This is a genomic window from Catenuloplanes atrovinosus (assembly GCF_031458235.1).
Taxonomy (GTDB): domain Bacteria; phylum Actinomycetota; class Actinomycetes; order Mycobacteriales; family Micromonosporaceae; genus Catenuloplanes; species Catenuloplanes atrovinosus.
This window is the reverse complement of record NZ_JAVDYB010000001.1, coordinates 8455292-8474432: the sequence shown is the minus strand read 5'-3', so window position 1 is coordinate 8474432 and position 19141 is coordinate 8455292. Positions and strand designations below refer to the sequence as shown.

Genomic DNA, 19141 nt, shown 5'->3' with positions numbered 1-19141 from the left:
CCGGACGACAGCGCGTCCGCGGCCCCCGGTCCCGGGCGGGCGGGACTGTCGGAGGGTGGTTCTAGGGTGTGGGGGTGACACAGACCCCTCGCGGCGGCGGCGCGCTGGGTGCGCCGAGCGCGCCGGGCGCCCCGGGTGCCAGCACGCCGGACGAGCCGTGGCCGGTGCGCGTGGTCAGCCAGAAGGTCAGCGCCTGGATCGCCAAGCTCGGCTGGGTCTGGGTCGACGGGCAGGTGGCGCAGATCAGCCGCCGGCCGGGCAGCGGCACCGTCTTCATCACGCTGCGCGACCCGGCCGCGGAACTGAGCCTGACCGTGACCACCAGCCACGAGGTGCTCAGCGTCGGCGCGCCCGAGCTGTCCGAGGGCGCGCGCGTGGTTCTGCACGCGAAGCCGGAGTTCTATGCGGCGCGCGGCACGCTCAGCTTCCGGGCCGACGAGATCCGGCAGGTCGGGCTGGGTGAGTTGCTGGCCCGGCTGGAGAAGCTGAAGCGGCTGCTCGGCGCGGAGGGCCTGTTCGCGCGCGAGCGGAAGCGACGGCCGCCGTTTCTGCCGCAACGCATCGGCCTGATCACCGGCCGGGCGTCCGCGGCCGAGCGCGACGTGCTGACGAACGCGCGACGCCGGTGGCCGGCCGTGGACTTCCGCGTGATCAACGTGGCCACCCAGGGCGTGTCCGCGGTGCCGCAGATCCTCGACGCGCTGAAGGTGCTGGACGACGACCCCACCGTCGACGTCATCGTGATCGCGCGCGGCGGCGGCAGCGTGGAGGACCTGCTGCCGTTCTCCGACGAGGCGCTGTGCCGGGCCGTGTTCGCCTGCCGCACGCCCGTGGTCAGCGCGATCGGGCACGAGGAGGACACGCCGCTGCTGGACTACGTGGCCGACGTCCGCGCGTCCACCCCCACCGACGCCGCGAAACGCCTGGTCCCGGACCTGGCCGAGGAGCAGCGGCTGATCTCGCTGGCCCGGCACCGGCTGGACCGCGCGGTGCTGCACCGCCTGGACCGCGAGTCGCAGCGCATCGAGGCGTGGCGCTCCCGCCCGGTGCTCGCCCGCCCGCACGTGATGATCGACCAGCGTGCGTCCGAGGTGGTCGCGCTGCGCGACCGCGGCGAGCGCACGCTCGGCCACCGGCTGGCCACCGCCGCCAACGAGCTGTCCCACACGCTGGCCCGGCTGCGCGCGCTCTCCCCGGCCGCGACGCTCCAGCGGGGGTACGCGATCGTCCAGCGCACCGCAGACGGCCACGTGGTCCGGGCCGCCGACGAGGCCGGTCCGGGCACACCGCTGCGGGTCCGCCTGGCCACCGGCTCACTCTCCGCGGTCGTCACGGACGACTCCGCGGCCGGCGCGACCACCCCGAAGCCCCGCAAGTCCCGGAAGGACAGTGCATGACCACGGAGCAGAAGCTGAGCTACGAGCAGGCGCGCGAGGAACTGGGCCGCGTCGTCGAGCGGCTGGAGGCCGGCGGCACCTCGCTGGAGGAGTCGCTGGCGCTCTGGGAGCGCGGCGAGGAGCTGGCCGCGATCTGCCAGCGCTGGCTGGACGGCGCCCGCGCCAAGCTCGACGCGGCCCGCGAGGCACGCGCGCAGTAGCGGCCACCGGCGCCTCCCGCGTCGAGCAGCGGCACCGGCGCCTCCGGCGCGAGTGGCGGACCACCCGCGCCGGAGGGCCGGATCAGGCCGTGACCTCCGCGCCGGAGAACCCGGCCGGCGGGTCGACATACGTTCCCGGGCCGGGCACCGGTGGGAACGCGACCTCGCCCCAGCCGCGGAATTGCAGCGACATGATCATCGGCTCGCCGTCGACCTCCACGGTCGCCGTGAAGACCGAGATGCGGCCCTTGACGTCGGTCTCCGCGCGGAACGGCACGTTCTTCGCCGCGTCCTCGAACGCCTTCGTCTCCGGGTCCTGGTCGAGGCGGCCGAACCGCTTCGGGGTGAGCGTGGTCAGGTCGATCGTGCCGCTGAACGTGTGCGGGGTCCGCTGCGTGATCGTCCGGATGCTGCGCTCGACGTAGGCCGGGTCGAGCGCGATCTGGTCCATGCTCTCGGTGAGGCCGCCGGCCCGCTCCGGGCTGATCCGGATCCACTTCCGCCCGTCGAGGCCCTCCGGCACCGGCCCGCCGCCGAGCTCCGCGGCGATGGCGCTCATGTCCATCTTCATGAACAGGAACTCGTCGGTGATGTGGTACTCGAACGTCATCGACGAGTCGTCCTCGCCGGTGATCGTCACGGTCGCGTGGATCGACCCGGAGTCGTTGTCGACCAGGACCGTGCCGCCGACACCCGGATCGTAGGCGATGTCGTAGGCGTAGCGGCCCTCCTCCATCGCGGCGAACGCGGAGGCGAGCGCCGCCTTCGGATCGACCGCGGGCGCGGAGGAGATCGAGGGCGCCGGGGCGGCGGTGCCGCCGGGGACGGTGGCGCAGCCGGCGAGCAGCGCCGACAGCGTGACGGCCGCGGTGATCGCGGTGAGTGACCTGGGCATGTCCGCGATCCCCTCAGGACTGGCTGTCGAGTTGCGAGTACGTCGCGTCGGTGGCCTCGACCACGTCCGCGCCGGCGGGCTTGGCCGGCGCGGCGGCCGACCCGTACTCGGAGAACGTGATGGTGAGCGGCGCGCCGCCGATGTCGTAGGCCACCGACGTGAGCCGGCCCTGGGCGTCGAGCGCCGCGGTGAACGGCACGGCCTTGAGCTTCTCGTCGAGCCCGTCCTCATCCCGGAACATCACGTACTCCGACGGGGTGTGGTCGTAGAGGTTCGCCACCCCCTTGTACTGCCCCGGACCGGTCTGCTCGGCGGAGACCAGGCCCTTGCCGAGCGGCTCGGCGACGTCGGCCAGGTCGGTGTCCGCGAACGAGATGGCGGTGAAGTCCCGCGCCCGCGCCGGGTCGAACCTCAGCCACTTCTCACCGTCGAGGCCGAGCGGCGTGAGCTCCGCGGTGCCGGCGCCGAAGGCCTCGGCCAGCACGGCGAACACGTCGGTCCGCATGTACGTACTGTGCGGCTCGACGTAGTACAGCTCCATCGAGAACGCGGGCTCGCCGGTCATCGTCGAGGTCAGCGCCATGGAACGGGTGGGCCCGTGCACGACGCCGGAGGTCTTCATCGAGGCGGAGTCGACGGCGAACGCGTAGTGCGTGTCGACGTTGATCGCGTTGACGGATGCGGCGAGCGCCGCCTTGGGGTCGGCCGGAACGGCCTGGGCGGTGGCCGAGGCCGAGGCGGGGGCCGGTGCCGCGCTCCCCTGCGCACCGCAGCCGCCGAGGGCGACCGCGACCGCGGCGAGACCGGCGATGCCGGCGTGGAAACCCCGTGTGGTCTTCACTATGGATTTCTCTCCATCGGAGGGTGCTGGAAGAAAACTGTGAAGACCGTACCGACGGGGTCCGACGATTCCTCGCGATTATTCGGCGCCGTGCGGCGCTCAGCCCAGGCTGTCGGCCAGTTCGCGCAGGTCGTCCCGTTCACCTGTGCCGACGATCACAACGGTGCGCTCCGGACTGAGCTGCACCAGCGCGCTTTCGCCCGGGCGGGCCGAGTACGACTGCCACTCCCGGCCGTCGATCGTGGTGCGCTCGCCGGGGCGCGCGGCGGTGGTCAGCTCCGCGGGCAGCAGCTTCTCGGTCGGGACCGTGCTCTCGATCAGCAGGACCGCGCCGTCGGACGGGCTGACGTACCCGATGCGAAGGGATTTTCCGCCCTCGACCGTGCGGAAGCCGGCGCTGGTCGGCCGCCACCCCTCACCGAGGCCGGCCGGCTCGAGCACCGGGAACGCGCGGGAGGCCCGCGCCGCCTCGATCGCCGGCGCGGTGTCGACCACGATCGGCTCCTCGCCGTCCAGGACATAGCGGTAGAAGCCGACCATCAGCGCCACCGGCACCATGATGGCCAGCAGCGACAGGACCATGTCCTTCCAGTTCCGCTCGTGCCGGGTCACCGGCTGCTGCGCCGGAGGCTGGTCCTGTGCCGAGGCTGCCGCGTCCACGTACCCATCCTGACGGATGCGCCCGTCGCGGTGCCATCCGGCACACCCGCGCGCGACGGACACCACTGGCCGGACATCTACCTCCCGGGCGAATCGCCGTGCCAGGATCGGATGAAGACGCCCACGCACCGCGTACGGCGATCGACCGACTCCGCAACGTAGCGAGGAGGCCGCATGCCCGCCAACATCCCGCAGGATCTCGACCGCAACCTGGCCCTCGAACTGGTCCGCGTGACCGAGGCCGCCGCCATGGCCGCCGGCCGCTGGGTGGGCCGCGGCGACAAGGAGGGCGGGGACGGCGCGGCCGTCGACGCCTTGCGCAAGCTGATCAACTCCATCTCCATGCGCGGCGTCGTGGTGATCGGCGAGGGCGAGAAGGACAACGCCCCGATGCTCTACAACGGCGAGATCGTCGGCGACCAGACCGGCCCCGAGGTCGACGTCGCGGTCGACCCGATCGACGGCACCACGCTGATGGCCAAGGGCATGCCCGGCTCGATCGCGGTGCTGGCCGCCGCCCAGCGCGGCGCCATGTTCGACCCGAGCGCCGTCTTCTACATGGAGAAGCTGGCCGTGGGCCCCGAGTACGCCGACGTCATCGACATCGAGGCCGGCGTGCAGGAGAACCTCCGCCGGATCGCCAAGGTCAAGGGCGGCAGCGTCTCCGACGTCACGGTCTGCATCCTCGACCGCCCCCGCCACGCCAACCTGATCAAGGAAGTCCGCGACGCCGGCGCCCGGATCAAGTTCATCTCCGACGGCGACATCGCCGGCGCCATCTCCGCCGCCCGCGAGAACGCCGAGGTCGACGTGCTGATGGGCATCGGCGGCACGCCCGAGGGCATCACCGCCGCCTGCGCGCTCAAGTGCATGGGCGGCGAGATCCAGGCCAAACTCTGGCCCCAGGACCCGGCCGAGCGCGAGAAGGCCCTGGCCGCCGGCCACGACCTCGACCGCGTCCTCACCACCGACGACCTGGTCACCGGCGACAACTGCTTCTTCGTCGCCACCGGCGTCACCAGCGGCGACCTCCTCAAGGGCGTCCGCTACCGCTCCGGCGGCGCCTACACCCAGTCGATCGTGATGCGCTCCAAGAGCGGCACCATCCGCACCATCGACTCCTTCCACCGCCTCGAGAAACTCGCCCTCTACTCCTCCATCAACTTCGACGGCCAGCTCTGACACCGGCCCTCCGGCCTGGCGGATGCTCCCGCGCGATCCGCCAGGCCTTTCTTTCCCGCTTCCGGCGTGGTCGCGGTCCGCATGCTCCCGCGGGCACCGGTCGTCGCCGGCGCTCCTCCCTGCCGGTCCCGCGGGGTCACATTCGTTATTCCGCTCGAATGACGTGCCTGAGGCTCACAGAGTCGCGCGAGTGATCAACCGTCGGCCGCGATATGCCGAGATTTCGGGCGCGGAGCGCCTGTCGCGGGGTGCTCGGGGGTCGACGACCGGCGCGGGGTCAGGCGTGCCAGCGCAGGGAGAGGCCGGCGGCGGTGCGTTCGGCGCGGATCTCCATGGTGGTGCCGAGGATGGTGGCGCGGTCCATGACGACCGGGATGCCGTCCAGGCCGTAGGTGACCCGGTCGCTGAGGAAGACCGGGGTGCCCTCGGGTTGCCGGAGCAGGGGTGCGATCGGGGGGCGCAGCACGTCGGGGCGGAGGCGTTCGTGGGCGCGGTGGACGACCACGCCCTGGTCGGCGAGGGCGTGGTAGAGCGAGGTGCGGGCGAAGTCGACGTCGAGCAGCGGGGTGCCGTAGGGCGATCGGACCCAGGAGATCTGGTGCAGTGCGGGGCGGCCGGCGATCAGGCGGACGCGTTCCACGCGGGTGATCCGGTCGCCGGGCGGCAGGCCGAGCGCGTCGGTGGCCCAGGCCGGGGCCTTGCGGGGGCCGATGCCGATCAGGTCGGTGCCGACCACGTGGCCCTGTTCGCGCAGGTCGTCGGCGAGGCTGCGGAGGGAGTCCAGCCGGTACGCCGCGGCCGGCTCGGCCACGAACGTGCCCCGGCCAGCCTGCTGGCTGAGCAGCCCGTCCGACTCCAGCCGGGCCAGCGCGGCGCGGAGCGTGGCGAGCGTGACGCCGTACGCCACGCTCAGTTCCCGCTGTGGCGGAAGCGCGGCGCCGGGCGCGTACTCCCCCGCCCGGATCTTCGCGGCCAGATCCGCGGCGATCGTCAGATACTTCGGCTCGCGCCGCTCCCGCGTCTCCACCCGCCCGACACTAGCGCCCGAACCGGCGGCACCGGCCCACCCGGCGCCGGCTAGCGCCGGGACCGCATCGCCTCGTGGAAGGTGGCGATCGTCGCGCCGAGGTCGGCGGGGGAGGCGCCGTCGAGCAGGCGGCGCATCAGGGCCGACGCGACCACCACCCCGTCCGCGTGCTCGATCGCCGCGGCGGCCTGGGAGGGGGTGGAGACGCCGAAGCCGATCAGCACCGGAAGGTCGGTGAGCGCGCGGAGCGCGGTGGCCAGGGTGCCCGCGGCCGGGTCGAGCCGGGAGCGTTCGCCGGTGGTGCCGAGCACCGAGACGGCGTAGACGAAGCCCCGCGCGCCGGCCGCGATGTCGCGCAGCCGGGCGGGCGGGGTGGACGGCGCGGCCAGCGGGATCAGGTCGAGGCCGGCGGCGCCGGCGGCGTCGCGGAGCGGGGCGGCCTCGTCGAGCGGCGCGTCCGGCACGATCAGGCCGCGGATGCCGGCGTCCGCCAGGCGTGCGCAGAAGCCGGTGCGGATCGCCAGGTTGGCGTAGGTCATCACGATCAGCGGCACGGTGGTGCGGACCGCGCGGACCTCGGCGAGGATGCGGTCCAGGGTGGCGCCGCGGGCCAGCGCGCGGTCGGAGGCCTCCTGGATGGTCGGCCCGTCCAGCATCGGGTCGGAGAAGGGCAGGCCGATCTCGATCGCGTCCGCGCCGTTGTCCGCGTACGCGCGCAGGCAGTCGGTCCAGTCGTCCGCGATGCCGCCGGTCACGTACGGCACCAGCCTGGGGTGGGTCTTGTCAGGGAAGATCATTGAACATCTCCATGTCCTTGTCGCCGCGGCCGGAGAGGGTCATCAGGACGGTCTGCCCGGCCAGGTCGCCGGCGGAGCGCAGGATCCAGGCGAGCGCGTGCGCGGACTCCAGCGCCGGGATGATCCCCTCGGTCCGGGCCAGCCGGTGCACGGCCTCGACCACCTCGGCGTCCCCGGCGCAGGCGTAGTGAGCCCGGCCGATCGCGGCCAGGTGGGCGTGCTCCGGCCCGATGCCGGGGTAGTCGAGCCCGGCCGCGATCGACTCCGCCTCGGTGATCTGCCCGTGGGCGTCCTGGAGCACCATCGACCGGTGCCCGTGCAGCACGCCGGGCGCGCCGTCGGTGATGGCGGCGCCGCCGGCCGCTTCCACGCCGACCAGCCGCGCGCCGGTGTCGGCGAAGCCGGCGAACGTGCCGGCCGCGTTCGACCCGCCGCCCACGCACGCCACCACCACGTCCGGCACGCGGTCGACCTGAGTACGCGCCTCGTCGCCGATGACCCGCTGGAACTGCCGGACCATCCACGGGTACGGGTGCGGGCCCATCACCGAGCCGATGCAGTAGTACGCCTCCGCGGTGTCGGCCACCCACCGTCGCATGGCCTCGTTGGTGGCGTCCTTGAGCGTGCGGCTGCCGGAGCCGACCGGCACGACGGTGGCGCCGAGCATCCGCATGCGGCGCACGTTCGGCGCCTGCCGCTCGATGTCGCGCTCGCCCATGAACACCACGCACTCCAGCCCGAGCAGCGCGGCCGCGGTGGCGGCGGCGACGCCGTGCTGGCCGGCCCCGGTCTCCGCGAGCAGCCGGCGCTTGCCCATCCGGCGGGCGAGCAGTGCCTGCCCCAGCACGTTATTGATCTTGTGGCTGCCGGTGTGCGCCAGGTCCTCGCGCTTGAGCAGCAGCGTCAGCCCGAGCTCCGCGGAGAGGCGGCGGGCCGGCGTGACCGGGGTGGGCCGTCCGGCGTACACGGTGAGCAGGTCGTCGAGGTCCTTGCGGAAGCCGTCGTCCGCCCACGCCTCGCGGAACGCGGCCTCGACCTCCGCGCACGCCGGGACCAGGCTCTCCGGCACGAACCGGCCGCCGTAGTCGCCGAACCGGCCGAGCGCCGTGGGATCGCCCATCACGGTCATGACCCACCTCCACAGTTCTATAACTCTGTCGAGAGTGTGGCATATCTTTGCCGAGAGTTCTAGAACAATTGCGGCGGTCTAGAGTGAGGACATGACCGCACCGTCGCTGCGCCGGCGCGTCCGCGCCGAGATGATCAGCGAGATCAAGGCCGTCGCCCGCCGTCACCTGGCCGCCGACGGCGCGAACCTCTCGCTCCGCGCGGTCGCCCGCGACATGGGGATGGTGTCGTCCGCGCTGTACCGGTACTTCGCCGGCCGCGACGAACTGCTCACCGCGTTGATCATCGACGCGTACACCGCGATCGGCGAGGCGGCCGAGGCCGCGGACGCCACCGTGGCGCGCGACGACTACCGGGGGCGGCTGCTCGCGATCGCGCGGGCGACGCGCGAGTGGGCGGTCGGGCACCCGGCCGAGTACGCGCTGATCTTCGGCAGCCCGGTGCCCGGCTACACCGCGCCGCAGCACACGATCGAGCCGGCCAGCCGCCAGCCGGCCGCGCTGATCGGCGTGGTGCGGGACGCGGTCGCGGCGGGGCGGATCACGCCCCGGATGCCGCAGCGCGAGATCCCGCCGGTGGTCCGGGACGAGCTGGCGGCGGTGGCCCGGCTGATGCACGCGGAGCTGCCGCCGGACGTGGTGTCCCGCACCATGCTCGCCTGGGTGCAGATCTTCGGGCTGATCAGCTTCGACCTCTTCGGCCACCTGGCGAACAGCGTCTTCGAGCGGCCCGCGTTCTTCGACCACCAGGTCGGCATGGCCGCGGACCTGATCGGCCTGCCGTGACGCCGGACCCTCAGCCCTTGCCGATGCCGCTGGTCAGCCCGGCCACGAGCTGGCGCTCGGCCAGCGCGTAGCAGAGCAGCGCCGGCAGGATCGCCAGCGTGACGTAGGCGAGGATCCGCGCGGTGTCGGCCGAGTACTGCGACTGGAACTGCTGCACGCCGAGCGGGAGCGTCCACCAGCGGGAGTCGTTGAAGACGATCAGCGGCAGCAGGTAGTTGTTCCAGCTGCCGACGACCGCGAGCACCGACACCGTGCCGAGCGCGGGCCGCGACATGGGCAGCAGGATGCGCCAGAAGAACCGGACCGGGCCGCAGCCGTCGAGCACCGCCGACTCCTCCACCTCGCCCGGGATGCCGCGGAAGAAGCCGCGCAGGATGACGATGGTGACCGGCAGCCCGAACGCGACCTGCGGGAGGATGACTCCCAACGGGTTGCCGAGCAGGCCCAGCTCGCGCAGCAGCACGAACAGCGGCAGGATCGCGACCGCGAACGGGAACATCAGGCCGATCGCGAAGACGGTGAACAGCAGCTCGCGGCCGGGGAACGCGTACCGGGCGAAGATGTAGGAGGCCATCGCGCCGATCCCGACCACGAGCACGGTGGTGGCGAGCGCGATGCCGAGGCTGTTGCCGGTCTGCCGCCAGAACTCCCCGGAGCCGAGGATGTCGGTGTAGTTGCCGGGCACCCAGGGATCGGGCAGCCCGAACGGGTTGGTGAACAGCTGGCCGTTGTCCTTGAAACCGCCCAGCACGCCGAACACGATCGGCACCAGCACGGTGGCGCCGACCAGCACGGCGACCAGGTGCAGCGCGCCGTGCCGGGCCGCCCGGGCGCCGTCCGCGTGGCTCATCGCCGGTCTCCCATCGTGGTGATCGCGCCCTCCAGGTCGCGGCGGAGGACGAACCGCTGGTACAGCAGGCCGAAGACCAGGCTGATCAGGAAGATCGCCATGCTGATCGCGCTGGCGTAGCCGACCTGGAAGCGCTTGAAGCCCTCCTGGAACATGGTGACAGCGAGCGTCTCGGAGGAGCGGATCGGGCCGCCGCCGGTGAGCACCCAGACCATGTCGAACAGCTGGATGGTGCCGAGCACCGACAGGAACACGCTGATCCGGATGGTCGGGCCGAGCAGCGGCAGGGTGATGTGCCGGAACGCCCGCCACGGGCCGGCGCCGTCGGTGGCGGCCGCGTCGTGCAGTTCCTGCGGGATGCCCTGCCGCGCGGCCAGGTAGAGCAGCGTGTGGAACCCGAAGTACTTCCAGGAGATGACCAGGAACAGCGAGAACATCACGGTACGGGTGTCGGCGAGCCAGGTCGCTCCCAGATCGCCGAGGCCGATCAGCCGGGTGACGTGGTTGGCCAGGCCCTGATTCGGCGAGAAGATCATGGTGAACAGCACCGCGGTGACCACCTCGGACAGCACGTACGGCGCGAAGAACACCAGGCGGTACGCCCGCCGCCCGCGCAGCGGCTGGTGCAGCAGCATCGCCAGGGCCAGCGAGAACGGCAGTTGCACGCCGATGGAGAGGCCGACCAGCAGCAGGGTGCGCCGCAGGTCGCCGGCGAAGACCTCGTCCGCCAGCAGCCGCCGGAAGTTCTCGGCGCCGACGAACTCCGTGGGTACGCCGAAGCCGTTCCAGGTGAAGAAGCTGGCGTACCCGGCGACCGCGATCGGCGCCAGCACCAGCAGGCCGAACAGCAGCAGCGCCGGGGCCAGGAACACCGCGATCGTCGGCCAGGGGCGCCGGCGGCGCGGCCGGGGTCCGGCCGGCGCGCGCGTCGCGGTGACCGGCCGCTCGATGGTGACCACCGCGCGTCAGCCCTGCTTCGCCGCGGTGGTGATGGCCGCGGCCACCTCCTCGGGCGTCGCCTGGCCGGCCAGCAGCTCGGCCACGCTGTCGTTGACCTGCTGGCCCACCGCGGGCGCGAACGTCTGGTCGAGGTAGAGCTGGAAGCCGGTCGAGGTGGCCAGCGTCCGCGCCACCAGCTTGAGGTTCGGGTCGGTGACGGCGTCCTGCGCGGCGGCCACCACGGGCAGCACGCCCGCGGTCCGCGCCTCGATGCGGGCGTTGTCCGGCTGGGCGATGAACCGGAGGAACTCGATCGCCTCGGCCGGCGCGTTCATGCCGACCGCGAATCCGCCACCGCCGCCGAACGCGTCGGTGATCCGGCCCTTGCCGCCCTCGACGGCGGGGAACGGGAAGAAGCCCAGCCGGTCGCCGAGCCCCTTCCGGCCGACCGAGTTGTCGTTCTGCACGGTCGGCGCCCACTGGCCCATCAGCTCCATGGCGGCCTTGCCGTTGCCCATGGTGGCGGCCTGGCCGTCCGCGGTGGAGTAACCCGCGGCGAGGAAGCCGGTCTGGAACGGCTGGAGCGCGACCAGCTCGGACAGGCGCGCGCCCGCGGCCACGAAGTCGGGCCGGCTGAAGTCCTTGTCGTCCCCGGCCTGCCGCATCAGGTCCAGCCCGCCGATGCGCAGTGCCAGGTAGGACCAGTAGTAGTGCCCCGGCCACTTCTCCTTGCCGGCCAGCGCGATCGGCGTGACGTTCGCGGCCTTGAGCCGGCGCACCACGTCGAGCAGACCGGCCCAGGTGTCCGGCGGCGCGGTCACCCCGGCCCGCGCGAACAGTTCCTTGTTGTACCAGAAGCCGACCATGCCGGTGTCCACCGCGGAGCCGTAGACCTTGCCGTCGATGGTGTAGGCGTCCAGCGCGGCCGGGATCAGCGTGTCCCGCCACCCGCCGACGTCGGCCGTGAGGTCCTTGATCAGCCCGGCCTCGGCCTGCTGGGCGAGGACGCCGCCGCCCCAGGTGTGGAAGATGTCCGGCGGGTCGCCGGCCTGGATGTTGGTGGTCAGCTTGGTCTTGAACGCCTCGTTCTCCAGCGCCGTGATCTCGATCGTCACGCCGGGGTGGTCCGCCTCGAACCGGCGGGCCATCTTCGCCCACTCGGAGAGCATCGGATCGGTGTTGGCGATGTGCCACCACCGGATCGTCGTGCCCGTGCCGGATCCGCTGCCGCCCCCGCACCCGCCCAGCACCAGACCGGCGGTCCCGGCACCGGCCAGGCCCAGCACCGACCTACGACTCCATCGCCTCACCAGATCCCCCTCCCGAGAACATCGCCGGATATCGGACCGAAACTATCGATTCTCGACCGGAAATTTACGGCGGTGTATGCGCACGCTACGACCCGATGATCGAAGGGTCAAGGGGAGGAATCGCCTTTCCGGCCGAACGGCGATGGGAACGCGACCTATCGATCACGCCGCTTATAACACTTCTTCGAAATACATTTCCGGCGCGCTTTTCATCAATCGCCAATCGGTATTTTCCGGCACTCAGTCCGCCAGCCCGGCGGCCAGCTCGGCCACGGTGTGCGCGCGGACGTCCCGGGCCGGCCCGCCGGCGGCGACCGCGCGCACGTGCCGCTCCGCCGCGTGGGCCAGCCCGTCGTAGACCGCGGCGAACAGGTCCCGGGCCGGCTCGCGGAGCCAGCCGGCCGGCAGCAGCGGCGCGGGCAGGCCCGGGTCCAGGATCGGCAGCCGCCGGTAGTCGTCCATCACCTCGGTACGCACCCGCACCGCCTCCGCGCCCGCGATGTGCCCGGCGTCCACCCGGGGCCGCGTCGCGCGCCAGCGCCGGATGAACGCGTCGTACTCGGCGGCGACGGCCGCGGTGTCCCAGGCGTCGATCGGCGCGCGCCCGCCCGCCGCGCCGACGTCGACGTGCCGGGCGCGGAACACGGTCAGCGCGCCGTGCGCCAGCCGCTCCAGGTGCGCCCGGGCCTCCGCGGTGAGCGCGCGCGGCGACACCCACAGCCCGTCGTACAGCGGCGCGTACCCCATCCAGCGCAGCTGGGCGCGCAGCCCGCGGCGCCGGGCGGTCTCCGCCTGCGGCAGCGAGAACGCGACCAGTGTCCAGTGCTCGTCCCACGGCGCGCCGCCGTCGACCGGCGAGACGATCGCGCCGCCCCCGGCGATCAGGAACCCGGCCGCCGCCGCGGTCAGCCGGTACGAGCTCTGCCGCCCGTGCCGGCGCCCCTCCAGCACGCCGCGGCGGGCGAGCCGGCTGATCGCGGTCCGCGCGCCGGCCGGGCTCACCCCGGCCTCGCCCAGCAGCGTGACGATCGCCGCGGACGGCAGCCAGGCGCGGGTACGCAGCGTGTAGTCGGCCAACAGGGTCACGGCGAGATCCTGGGGCGAGTTCCCGGTCTGGCGGCGGGGCAGCCGCACCGCGCCGGCCGCGTCCTCCGGAAAGATCTCGTCGATGTCGTACGGGCTGGTCACACGCGGCTCCGGCGGGGTCCTGACGACGGTCGATCACGACTGTAGACCGCCTCCCGCGAGGCCTCGACCCGATCGACATCCTTCGATTGACAGTTCGCCGCCCGTGGAGCACGCTAAGTGCCACGCGTCCGATCGGCCCATCCGGTCCCACGTGAGCCGGGCGCCATTTTCACAAAAGCGCGTCATGGCCGACGAGAATGCGCCACTCCACGGAAACGGCGCACATCCGCACCACGCATTCCCGATAGGGGGAGGAGACCTCGATGACACGGCGAGGCGCATTCACACGCCACCTTCTCGGCACGGCCGTCGCCGCCGCGATGCTGATCGGCGCCGGCGCGACGGTGCTCGCCGGCGGCACGGCGTCGGCCGGGCAGGCGGACGTCCTGGCCGGCTCGGCCGGCTGCGGCAAGAACCCGACGCTGCGCGACGGGACGTACACGATCTCCAGCAGCGGGCAGTCCCGCACGTACATCCTGCGGCTGCCGGCCGGCTACACCAGCAGCCGGGCCTATCGGCTGGTCGTCGGCCTGCACTGGCTGAACGGCAGCGCGAACGACGTGGTCGGCAACGGCTTCTACGGGCTCCAGCAGCAGGCGAACAACACGGCGATCTTCGTGGCGCCGCAGGGCCTGGACGCGGGCTGGGCGAACACCGGCGGCCGGGACGTCACGCTGGTCGACGACATCCTCCGGGTGGTCGAGAACGACCTGTGCGTCGAGACGTCGCAGCGGTTCGCGCTGGGCTTCAGCTACGGCGGCGCGATGAGCTTCGCGCTCGCCTGCGCCCGGCCGAACGTGTTCCGGGCGGTGGCGCCGATCGCCGGTGCCAACCTCAGCGGCGGCTGCTCCACCGCCTCGCAGCCGGTCGCCTACTTCGGCATCCACGGCATCCGCGACAGCGTGCTGAACATCTCGATGGGGCGCTCGCTGCGGGACACGTTCGTCCGGGCCAACGGCTGTGCGGCGCAGAACCCGCCGGAGCCGGCCTCGGGCAGCGGCACCCACATCACCACGGCGTACGCGGGCTGCCGGGCCGGGTACCCGGTGCAGTGGGCGGCGTTCGACGGCGACCACGTGCCGCTGCCGACCGACCGCAACGCCTCGACGTCCTGGGTGGGCCCCGAGGTGTGGCGGTTCTTCAGCCAGTTCGGCAGCGTCACCACCCCGACCACGCCGCCGGTCACTCCCCCGGTCACGCCGCCGGTCACGCCGCCGACCTCGACCCCGCCGGCCGGCACGGCCTGCCGGGTGGCCGGCACCGTCACCGCGTGGAACACCGGCCTGACCACGAATCTCACGGTCACGAACACCGGCGGCTCGGCGATGAACGGCTGGAGCCTCGCGTTCACCCTCCCGGCGGGCCAGACCATCACCAACGGGTGGAACGCCGGCTACGCGCCCACGACCGGGCGGGTCACCGCGACGAACGTGGGACACAACGCCCAACTGCCGCCGGGCGGCTCGGTCACCATCGGTTTCCAGGCCACGCACACCGGCGACAGCGCGGCCCCGACCGCGTACGCGCTCAACGGCTCCACCTGCGTCACCGGCTGACCCGCGAGGGGACATCCCGGGCGGCCGGGGTGTCCCCTCAGGGCGTGCCCGGCGGATCGTCGCCGGCCTGCGGCGAGGTCCACCGGGCGCGCCCTAGTCGGCGACGTGGCCCACGGCGGGCGAGCGGCGGCGGAAGAGGATCGCCGCCACCGCGCCGCCGATCAGGCCGAACAGGTGCCCCTGCCAGGAGATCGAGCTGTTCGTGGGCAGGATGCCGAGCAGTGACCAGCCGTAGAGCAGGCCGATCAGCAGCACCACGCCCAGGTTCCACCAGCTGCGCTCCACGATGCCGCGGGTGAACAGCAGGCCCAGGTAGCCGAAGATGACGCCGCTGGCGCCGACCACCACCGTGTCCGGGCTGCCGGTGAACCAGACGCCGACGCCGGAGACCGCCATGATCAGTGCGGTCGACCAGATGAACCGCTTGCCGCCCGCGGCCAGCACGAACGTGCCGAGCAGAATCAGCGGGATGCTGTTGCCGTAGAGGTGATCCCAGTCCGCGTGCAGGAAGTGGGCGAAGACGATGCCGTCCAGGCCCTCCACGTGGTAGGGCAGGATGCCCAGCGAGTAGTCCAGGCCGAGCCGGAGAAAGACGTCGAGCGCCTCGATGACGAACAGCAGCGGGACCACCGCGCACATCGCCACGAACGCCCGGCCGATCGCGGCGTAGAACGCGTCGGTGCCGAACCGACCGGCGGCATCCTGGTCCGCGTAGTAGCTCACAACTCAAAGAGCTACCAGGCGGTTGCGCTTCGCGCCACCCGGGCGGCTGAGGTCACAGGCGACGCTCAGCGCAGCGCGGACAGCGCCGCCCTCAGGTCGGGCGCGTGCGTGGAGAGCTGGGTGTAGACGCCGGCCAGGCCGGGGCGCGCGCAGCCGATGCCCCAGCTCACCACGCCGACCTGCCGCCATCCGCCGTACGGGTCGCGCCGCACCAGCGGGCCGCCGGAGTCGCCGTAGCAGGCGTCGCGCCGCGGACCCTCGGGATATCCGGCGCAGAGCATCTCGTCCGGCCGGTACGTGTATCCGGCCTCGCGATACGCGGCGACGCACCGGCGGTCCGCGACCAGCGGCACCTCGACGTACCGCAGCCTGCGCTGTTGTGCCTGGTCCTCGGCGGTGGCGCCCCAGCCGATCACGGTGAACCGGCCGGTGTCGTACCCCGGTGCGTCGTTGACCGGGATCGTCGGAAGGCGCAGCTCACGGTCCAGTCGTAGCAGCGCCCAGTCGTCCCCGTCGGTGACCTGCGTGAACCCCGGGGCCACGATCGCGCGCGTGACCCGCACCCGGTGGGCCCGCGCGTCGTCCAGGTCCACGGTGCCGGCCGTGACCGAGAGTCCTTCGATCGGCATGCCGGCGACGCAGTGCGCGGCGGTCAGCACCACCCGCGCCGCGACCAGCGTGCCGGCGCAGGCCGCGGAGAGCCGCACGACCCATGGGAACTGGCCGGCCCGGGCCAGGTCACCGCCGACCACCTCCGGCTCGTGGCGCGCGGCCGCGGCCGGCGGCGCCCCGGCGGACACCGGAAGGACCAGGGCGAGGAGCAGCAGCAGCGGTACGGCGAGCGCGCGCTTCGGGACGTATCGTGACATCCCTGGCAGCATAAGTGGGCGTATACGACGGATGGCGCTTTTCAGGCGATCTTCGGGAACGCGAAGGGCGCGCGAGCGAACCGCTCACGCGCCCTTCCGGCAGCTCATGCCCGCTGCGGGCTAGTACCAGCCGACGCTCTCCGAGTGCGCCCAGGCCTCACACGGGGTGCCGTAGCGGCCCTTGATGTAGCCGAGGCCCCAGCTGATCTGCGTCGCCGGGTTGGACTCCCAGTCGCCGCCCGCGGACGCCATCTTGGGGCCCGGCAGCGCCTGCGGGATGCCGTAGGCGCCGGAACTCGGGTTGGTCGCCGTGTGGTTCCAGCCGGACTCCCTGGTCCACAGCTTGTCCAGGCACGGGAACTGGTCGATGCCGAAGCCCTGGTCCAGCATGATCGCGCAGCCGGTGGCGCGGTTGCCGCTGAACTCGGCGCACGACTCGGGGATCGGGCCGCTGAACGGCACCGGCTCCGAGGAACCGCCGTCGTCCTCGTTCGCGGCGGCCTCCTCCTCGGCCTTCGCCCGCTCCGCGGCCTCCTTCTCCGCCTTCTCCCGCTCGGCCTTGCGGCTGGCGGACTCCTCGGCGGCGGCGGCGCGCTTGGCGGCGGCCTGGGCGGCCTCGGCCGCCTTCTCGGCGGCGAGCCGCTCGGACTCGGCCTCCTGGGCGTGCACCTTGGTGTACTCGGCGTGCCGATCCTTGATGTACCGCTCCTCGGCGAGCGTGGCATCGAACTCGGCCTGCGCGGAGACGCTCTGCTGTTGAATCTCACGGTCCTGGCTCAGGTACACGCCGCCGGCGACTCCGGAGAGGAGGAGGGCGACGGACGCCGAGCGGACACCGTAACGGCTCCACAGCGGACTCACGAAGGGGTCCCTTCGTCGGGGGCAAGGACGCGGCGCGGACGGCCCTCATCGACCAACCACGGAGCGTGACGAATCCACGCCGCGAGCGCCCCCGACTCGGTGGAATCGGCCTCGCTGCCACCCGGATCGGTGTGGTCCGGGTGGGCCGAAGGATGATCTCCGGCGGCAAGGGTCGCGACGAGCGCTCGCCGACCACCCTCACCCAGCGCAAGGCGTAAACGAAATCCTCAGGCACTTTTGTGACATGTAGCACACCAAAATGCCCTCAGACTAGGACATATCACAGTTGATCGAGGTCAACTATCGTGGGATGTCCTCCAGCAGGTCCGTGACCACCTCAGCAATCGGTGACCGCTCGGATCGGGTCAGCGTCACGTGCGCGAAGATCGGATGCCCCTTCAGCGCCTCGATCACCGCCGTGACCCCATCGTGACGACCCACTCGCAGATTGTCACGCTGCGCGACGTCGTGGGTGAGCACCACGCGCGAGCCCTGACCGATCCGGGACAGCACGGTCAGCAGCACGTTCCGCTCCAGCGACTGCGCCTCGTCCACGATCACGAACGCGTCGTGCAGGCTCCGGCCGCGGATGTGGGTCAGCGGCAGCACCTCGAGCATGCCGCGCGCCATGACCTCCTCCATCACGTTCTCGTGCACCACCGCGCCCAGCGTGTCGAAGACGGCCTGCGCCCAGGGCGACATCTTCTCCGCCTCGGAGCCGGGCAGGTAGCCCAGTTCCTGACCGCCCACCGCGTACAGCGGGCGGAAGACCACCACCTTCTTGTGCCGGTTCCGCTCCATCGTGGCCTCCAGGCCCGCGCAGAGCGCCAGCGCCGACTTGCCGGTGCCGGCCCGGCCGCCCAGCGACACGATCCCGATCGACTCGTCCAGCAGCAGGTCCAGCGCGATCCGCTGCTCGGCGGACCGGCCACGCAGGCCGAACGCCTCGCGGTCACCACGTACCAGCCGGACGGTCTTGTCGTGCATGACGCGCGCCAGCGCGGAACCGCGCGGCGAATGCACGACGAGACCAGTGTGCACCGGCTTCCCCGCCGCCTCGTCCAGGTCGAGCGCCTCCCCGGAGTAGAGCCGCTGCACCTCCTCCTCGGACAGCTCCAGATCGGCCATGCCCGTCCAGGTCGCGTCCATCGCCTGACCGTGGCGGTACTCGTCCGCCACCAGACCGACGGACGCCGCCTTGACCCGCAGCGGCATGTCCTTGGAGACCAGCGTCACGTCGCGGCCCTCGGCCGCGAAGTTGAGCGCCACGGAGAGGATGCGGGCATCGTTCGACTCGTTCCTGAACCCGTGCGGCAGGATCGTGTCGTCCGAGTGGTTGAGCTCGACGCGCAGCGTGCCCCCGACGTCGTTCGCGGGCACGGGCTGGTCCAGCCGGCCGTGCTTGATCCGCAGGTCGTCGAGGAGTCGCAGGGACTGCCGCGCGAACCAGCCCAGTTCGGGGTGGCTGCGCTTGCCCTCCAGCTCCGTGATGACCACGAGGGGCAGGACCACCTCGTGCTCGGCGAAGCGGTGGAACGCCGCGGGATCGGACAGCAGCACCGACGTGTCCAGGACGAAGACCTGGGAGAGCGGCGCTTGAGGAGGCTCCCCGTCCGTGGTCCCCGCCGCCTCGTCCATCTCGTGGGCGTCGGTCGCGGACTCGGACACTGGGAGGGCGGTCGGGTCGTGGTCGGCCCGAGAAGTGGTTGGACGGATCGTCACAGGCCTGCTCCGAACGGGCGTGCACCCGAACCCCGCCCGCAATCCGCCTCCTCCGGTGGCCCTTTCGTCACGGGGTCGGATGCGGGCCCCGTGGCGCACTCCGTCGCAGGTCCGGGCCGGCCGGACGGCTCGGGAAAACCCCGTGCCGTGAGTAAGACGCTAACTGCACATTGCGACTACGACCAGATGCGCAAGGTTACGTTTTGCCGCC

General features: G+C 72.2%; 19 protein-coding genes. 5 read left to right on the top strand and 14 right to left on the bottom strand.

All coding sequences use genetic code 11. From position 1 onward, the window contains the following. The first annotated feature begins 104 nt into the window (after positions 1 to 104). Together xseA and J2S41_RS37885 are read left to right on the top strand one after the other, a co-directional pair. Positions 105 to 1397 (top strand): exodeoxyribonuclease VII large subunit, encoded by a 1293-nt coding sequence (gene xseA / locus J2S41_RS37890; RefSeq protein WP_310376840.1) that lies wholly within the window; start codon positions 105 to 107, stop codon positions 1395 to 1397. Beyond that, the gene (locus J2S41_RS37885) at positions 1394 to 1597 is read left to right on the top strand and encodes an exodeoxyribonuclease VII small subunit (protein ID WP_310375561.1); all 204 of its coding nucleotides are present in this window, start codon (positions 1394 to 1396) and stop codon (positions 1595 to 1597) included. The genes xseA and J2S41_RS37885 overlap by 4 nt, the downstream gene beginning before the upstream one ends. Positions 1598 to 1679: 82 nt before the next feature. Here J2S41_RS37885 and J2S41_RS37880 read toward each other — a convergent pair whose 3' ends face one another. The 3 genes from J2S41_RS37880 to J2S41_RS37870 form a co-directional block, all read right to left on the bottom strand. After that, positions 1680 to 2492, bottom strand: a complete 813-nt coding sequence (locus J2S41_RS37880; RefSeq protein WP_310375559.1) for a hypothetical protein — start codon at positions 2490 to 2492, stop codon at positions 1680 to 1682. Positions 2493 to 2505: 13 nt separating this feature from the next. Next, positions 2506 to 3333, bottom strand: a complete 828-nt coding sequence (locus tag J2S41_RS37875; protein ID WP_310375557.1) for a hypothetical protein — start codon at positions 3331 to 3333, stop codon at positions 2506 to 2508. A gap of 99 nt (positions 3334 to 3432) precedes the next feature. After that, positions 3433 to 3993 (bottom strand): DUF4245 domain-containing protein, encoded by a 561-nt coding sequence (locus J2S41_RS37870; protein WP_310375555.1) that lies wholly within the window; start codon positions 3991 to 3993, stop codon positions 3433 to 3435. 174 nt (positions 3994 to 4167) lie between these two features. On the opposite strand from J2S41_RS37870, the gene glpX reads away from it, so the two are divergent. Continuing rightward, positions 4168 to 5175, top strand: a complete 1008-nt coding sequence (gene glpX, locus J2S41_RS37865; RefSeq protein WP_310375553.1) for a class II fructose-bisphosphatase — start codon at positions 4168 to 4170, stop codon at positions 5173 to 5175. A 277-nt stretch (positions 5176 to 5452) separates the two neighbouring features. On the opposite strand, the gene J2S41_RS37860 is transcribed toward glpX, so the two are convergent. Genes J2S41_RS37860 through trpB form a run of 3 tightly spaced genes read right to left on the bottom strand, consistent with a single transcriptional unit; the run spans position 5453 to position 8128 of the window. After that, the gene (locus J2S41_RS37860; RefSeq protein ID WP_310375552.1) at positions 5453 to 6202 is read right to left on the bottom strand and encodes a GntR family transcriptional regulator; all 750 of its coding nucleotides are present in this window, start codon (positions 6200 to 6202) and stop codon (positions 5453 to 5455) included. A gap of 50 nt (positions 6203 to 6252) precedes the next feature. After that, positions 6253 to 6999, bottom strand: a complete 747-nt coding sequence (gene trpA, locus J2S41_RS37855) for a tryptophan synthase subunit alpha (RefSeq protein ID WP_310375550.1) — start codon at positions 6997 to 6999, stop codon at positions 6253 to 6255. Then, positions 6986 to 8128, bottom strand: a complete 1143-nt coding sequence (gene trpB / locus J2S41_RS37850; RefSeq protein ID WP_310375549.1) for a tryptophan synthase subunit beta — start codon at positions 8126 to 8128, stop codon at positions 6986 to 6988. Before trpB ends, trpA begins: the two co-directional genes overlap by 14 nt. 91 nt (positions 8129 to 8219) lie before the next feature. On the opposite strand from trpB, the gene J2S41_RS37845 reads away from it, so the two are divergent. Then, positions 8220 to 8912 carry a TetR/AcrR family transcriptional regulator gene (locus tag J2S41_RS37845; RefSeq protein ID WP_310375548.1) on the top strand — a complete coding sequence of 231 codons (693 nt, stop codon included), beginning with the start codon at positions 8220 to 8222 and terminating at the stop codon, positions 8910 to 8912. 10 nt (positions 8913 to 8922) lie between these two features. On the opposite strand, the gene J2S41_RS37840 is transcribed toward J2S41_RS37845, so the two are convergent. The 4 genes from J2S41_RS37840 to J2S41_RS37825 form a co-directional block, all read right to left on the bottom strand. Continuing rightward, on the bottom strand, positions 8923 to 9762 hold the full coding sequence (locus tag J2S41_RS37840) for a carbohydrate ABC transporter permease (protein WP_310375547.1): 840 nt from the start codon (positions 9760 to 9762) through the stop codon (positions 8923 to 8925). Beyond that, positions 9759 to 10721 carry a carbohydrate ABC transporter permease gene (locus J2S41_RS37835; RefSeq protein WP_310375544.1) on the bottom strand — a complete coding sequence of 321 codons (963 nt, stop codon included), beginning with the start codon at positions 10719 to 10721 and terminating at the stop codon, positions 9759 to 9761. Before J2S41_RS37835 ends, J2S41_RS37840 begins: the two co-directional genes overlap by 4 nt. Before the next feature lie 6 nt (positions 10722 to 10727). Further along, a complete protein-coding gene (locus J2S41_RS37830) occupies positions 10728 to 12011 on the bottom strand; it encodes an extracellular solute-binding protein (RefSeq protein ID WP_310375541.1) in 1284 nt (427 codons plus the stop codon). 240 nt (positions 12012 to 12251) lie between these two features. Beyond that, the gene (locus J2S41_RS37825) at positions 12252 to 13199 is read right to left on the bottom strand and encodes a PaaX family transcriptional regulator (protein WP_310375539.1); all 948 of its coding nucleotides are present in this window, start codon (positions 13197 to 13199) and stop codon (positions 12252 to 12254) included. Positions 13200 to 13462: 263 nt separating this feature from the next. Between J2S41_RS37825 and J2S41_RS37820 the strand changes: the two genes are divergently transcribed. Continuing rightward, positions 13463 to 14755, top strand: coding sequence for a CE1 family esterase (locus J2S41_RS37820; protein ID WP_310375537.1), 1293 nt, complete (start codon positions 13463 to 13465; stop codon positions 14753 to 14755). A 93-nt stretch (positions 14756 to 14848) separates the two neighbouring features. Here J2S41_RS37820 and J2S41_RS37815 read toward each other — a convergent pair whose 3' ends face one another. From J2S41_RS37815 to phoH2, 4 genes are all read right to left on the bottom strand, one after another. Continuing rightward, a complete protein-coding gene (locus tag J2S41_RS37815; protein ID WP_310375536.1) occupies positions 14849 to 15478 on the bottom strand; it encodes a rhomboid family intramembrane serine protease in 630 nt (209 codons plus the stop codon). Positions 15479 to 15543: 65 nt separating this feature from the next. Then, the gene (locus J2S41_RS37810; protein ID WP_310375534.1) at positions 15544 to 16347 is read right to left on the bottom strand and encodes a S1 family peptidase; all 804 of its coding nucleotides are present in this window, start codon (positions 16345 to 16347) and stop codon (positions 15544 to 15546) included. Between the two features lie 120 nt (positions 16348 to 16467). After that, entirely contained in the window at positions 16468 to 17208 is a 741-nt protein-coding gene (locus J2S41_RS37805; RefSeq protein ID WP_310375532.1) for an aggregation-promoting factor C-terminal-like domain-containing protein, read from the bottom strand. A 300-nt stretch (positions 17209 to 17508) separates the two neighbouring features. Continuing rightward, positions 17509 to 18846, bottom strand: coding sequence for an RNA 5'-3' helicase PhoH2 (gene phoH2 / locus J2S41_RS37800; RefSeq protein WP_310376838.1), 1338 nt, complete (start codon positions 18844 to 18846; stop codon positions 17509 to 17511). Between the last annotated feature and the right edge of the window lie 295 nt (positions 18847 to 19141).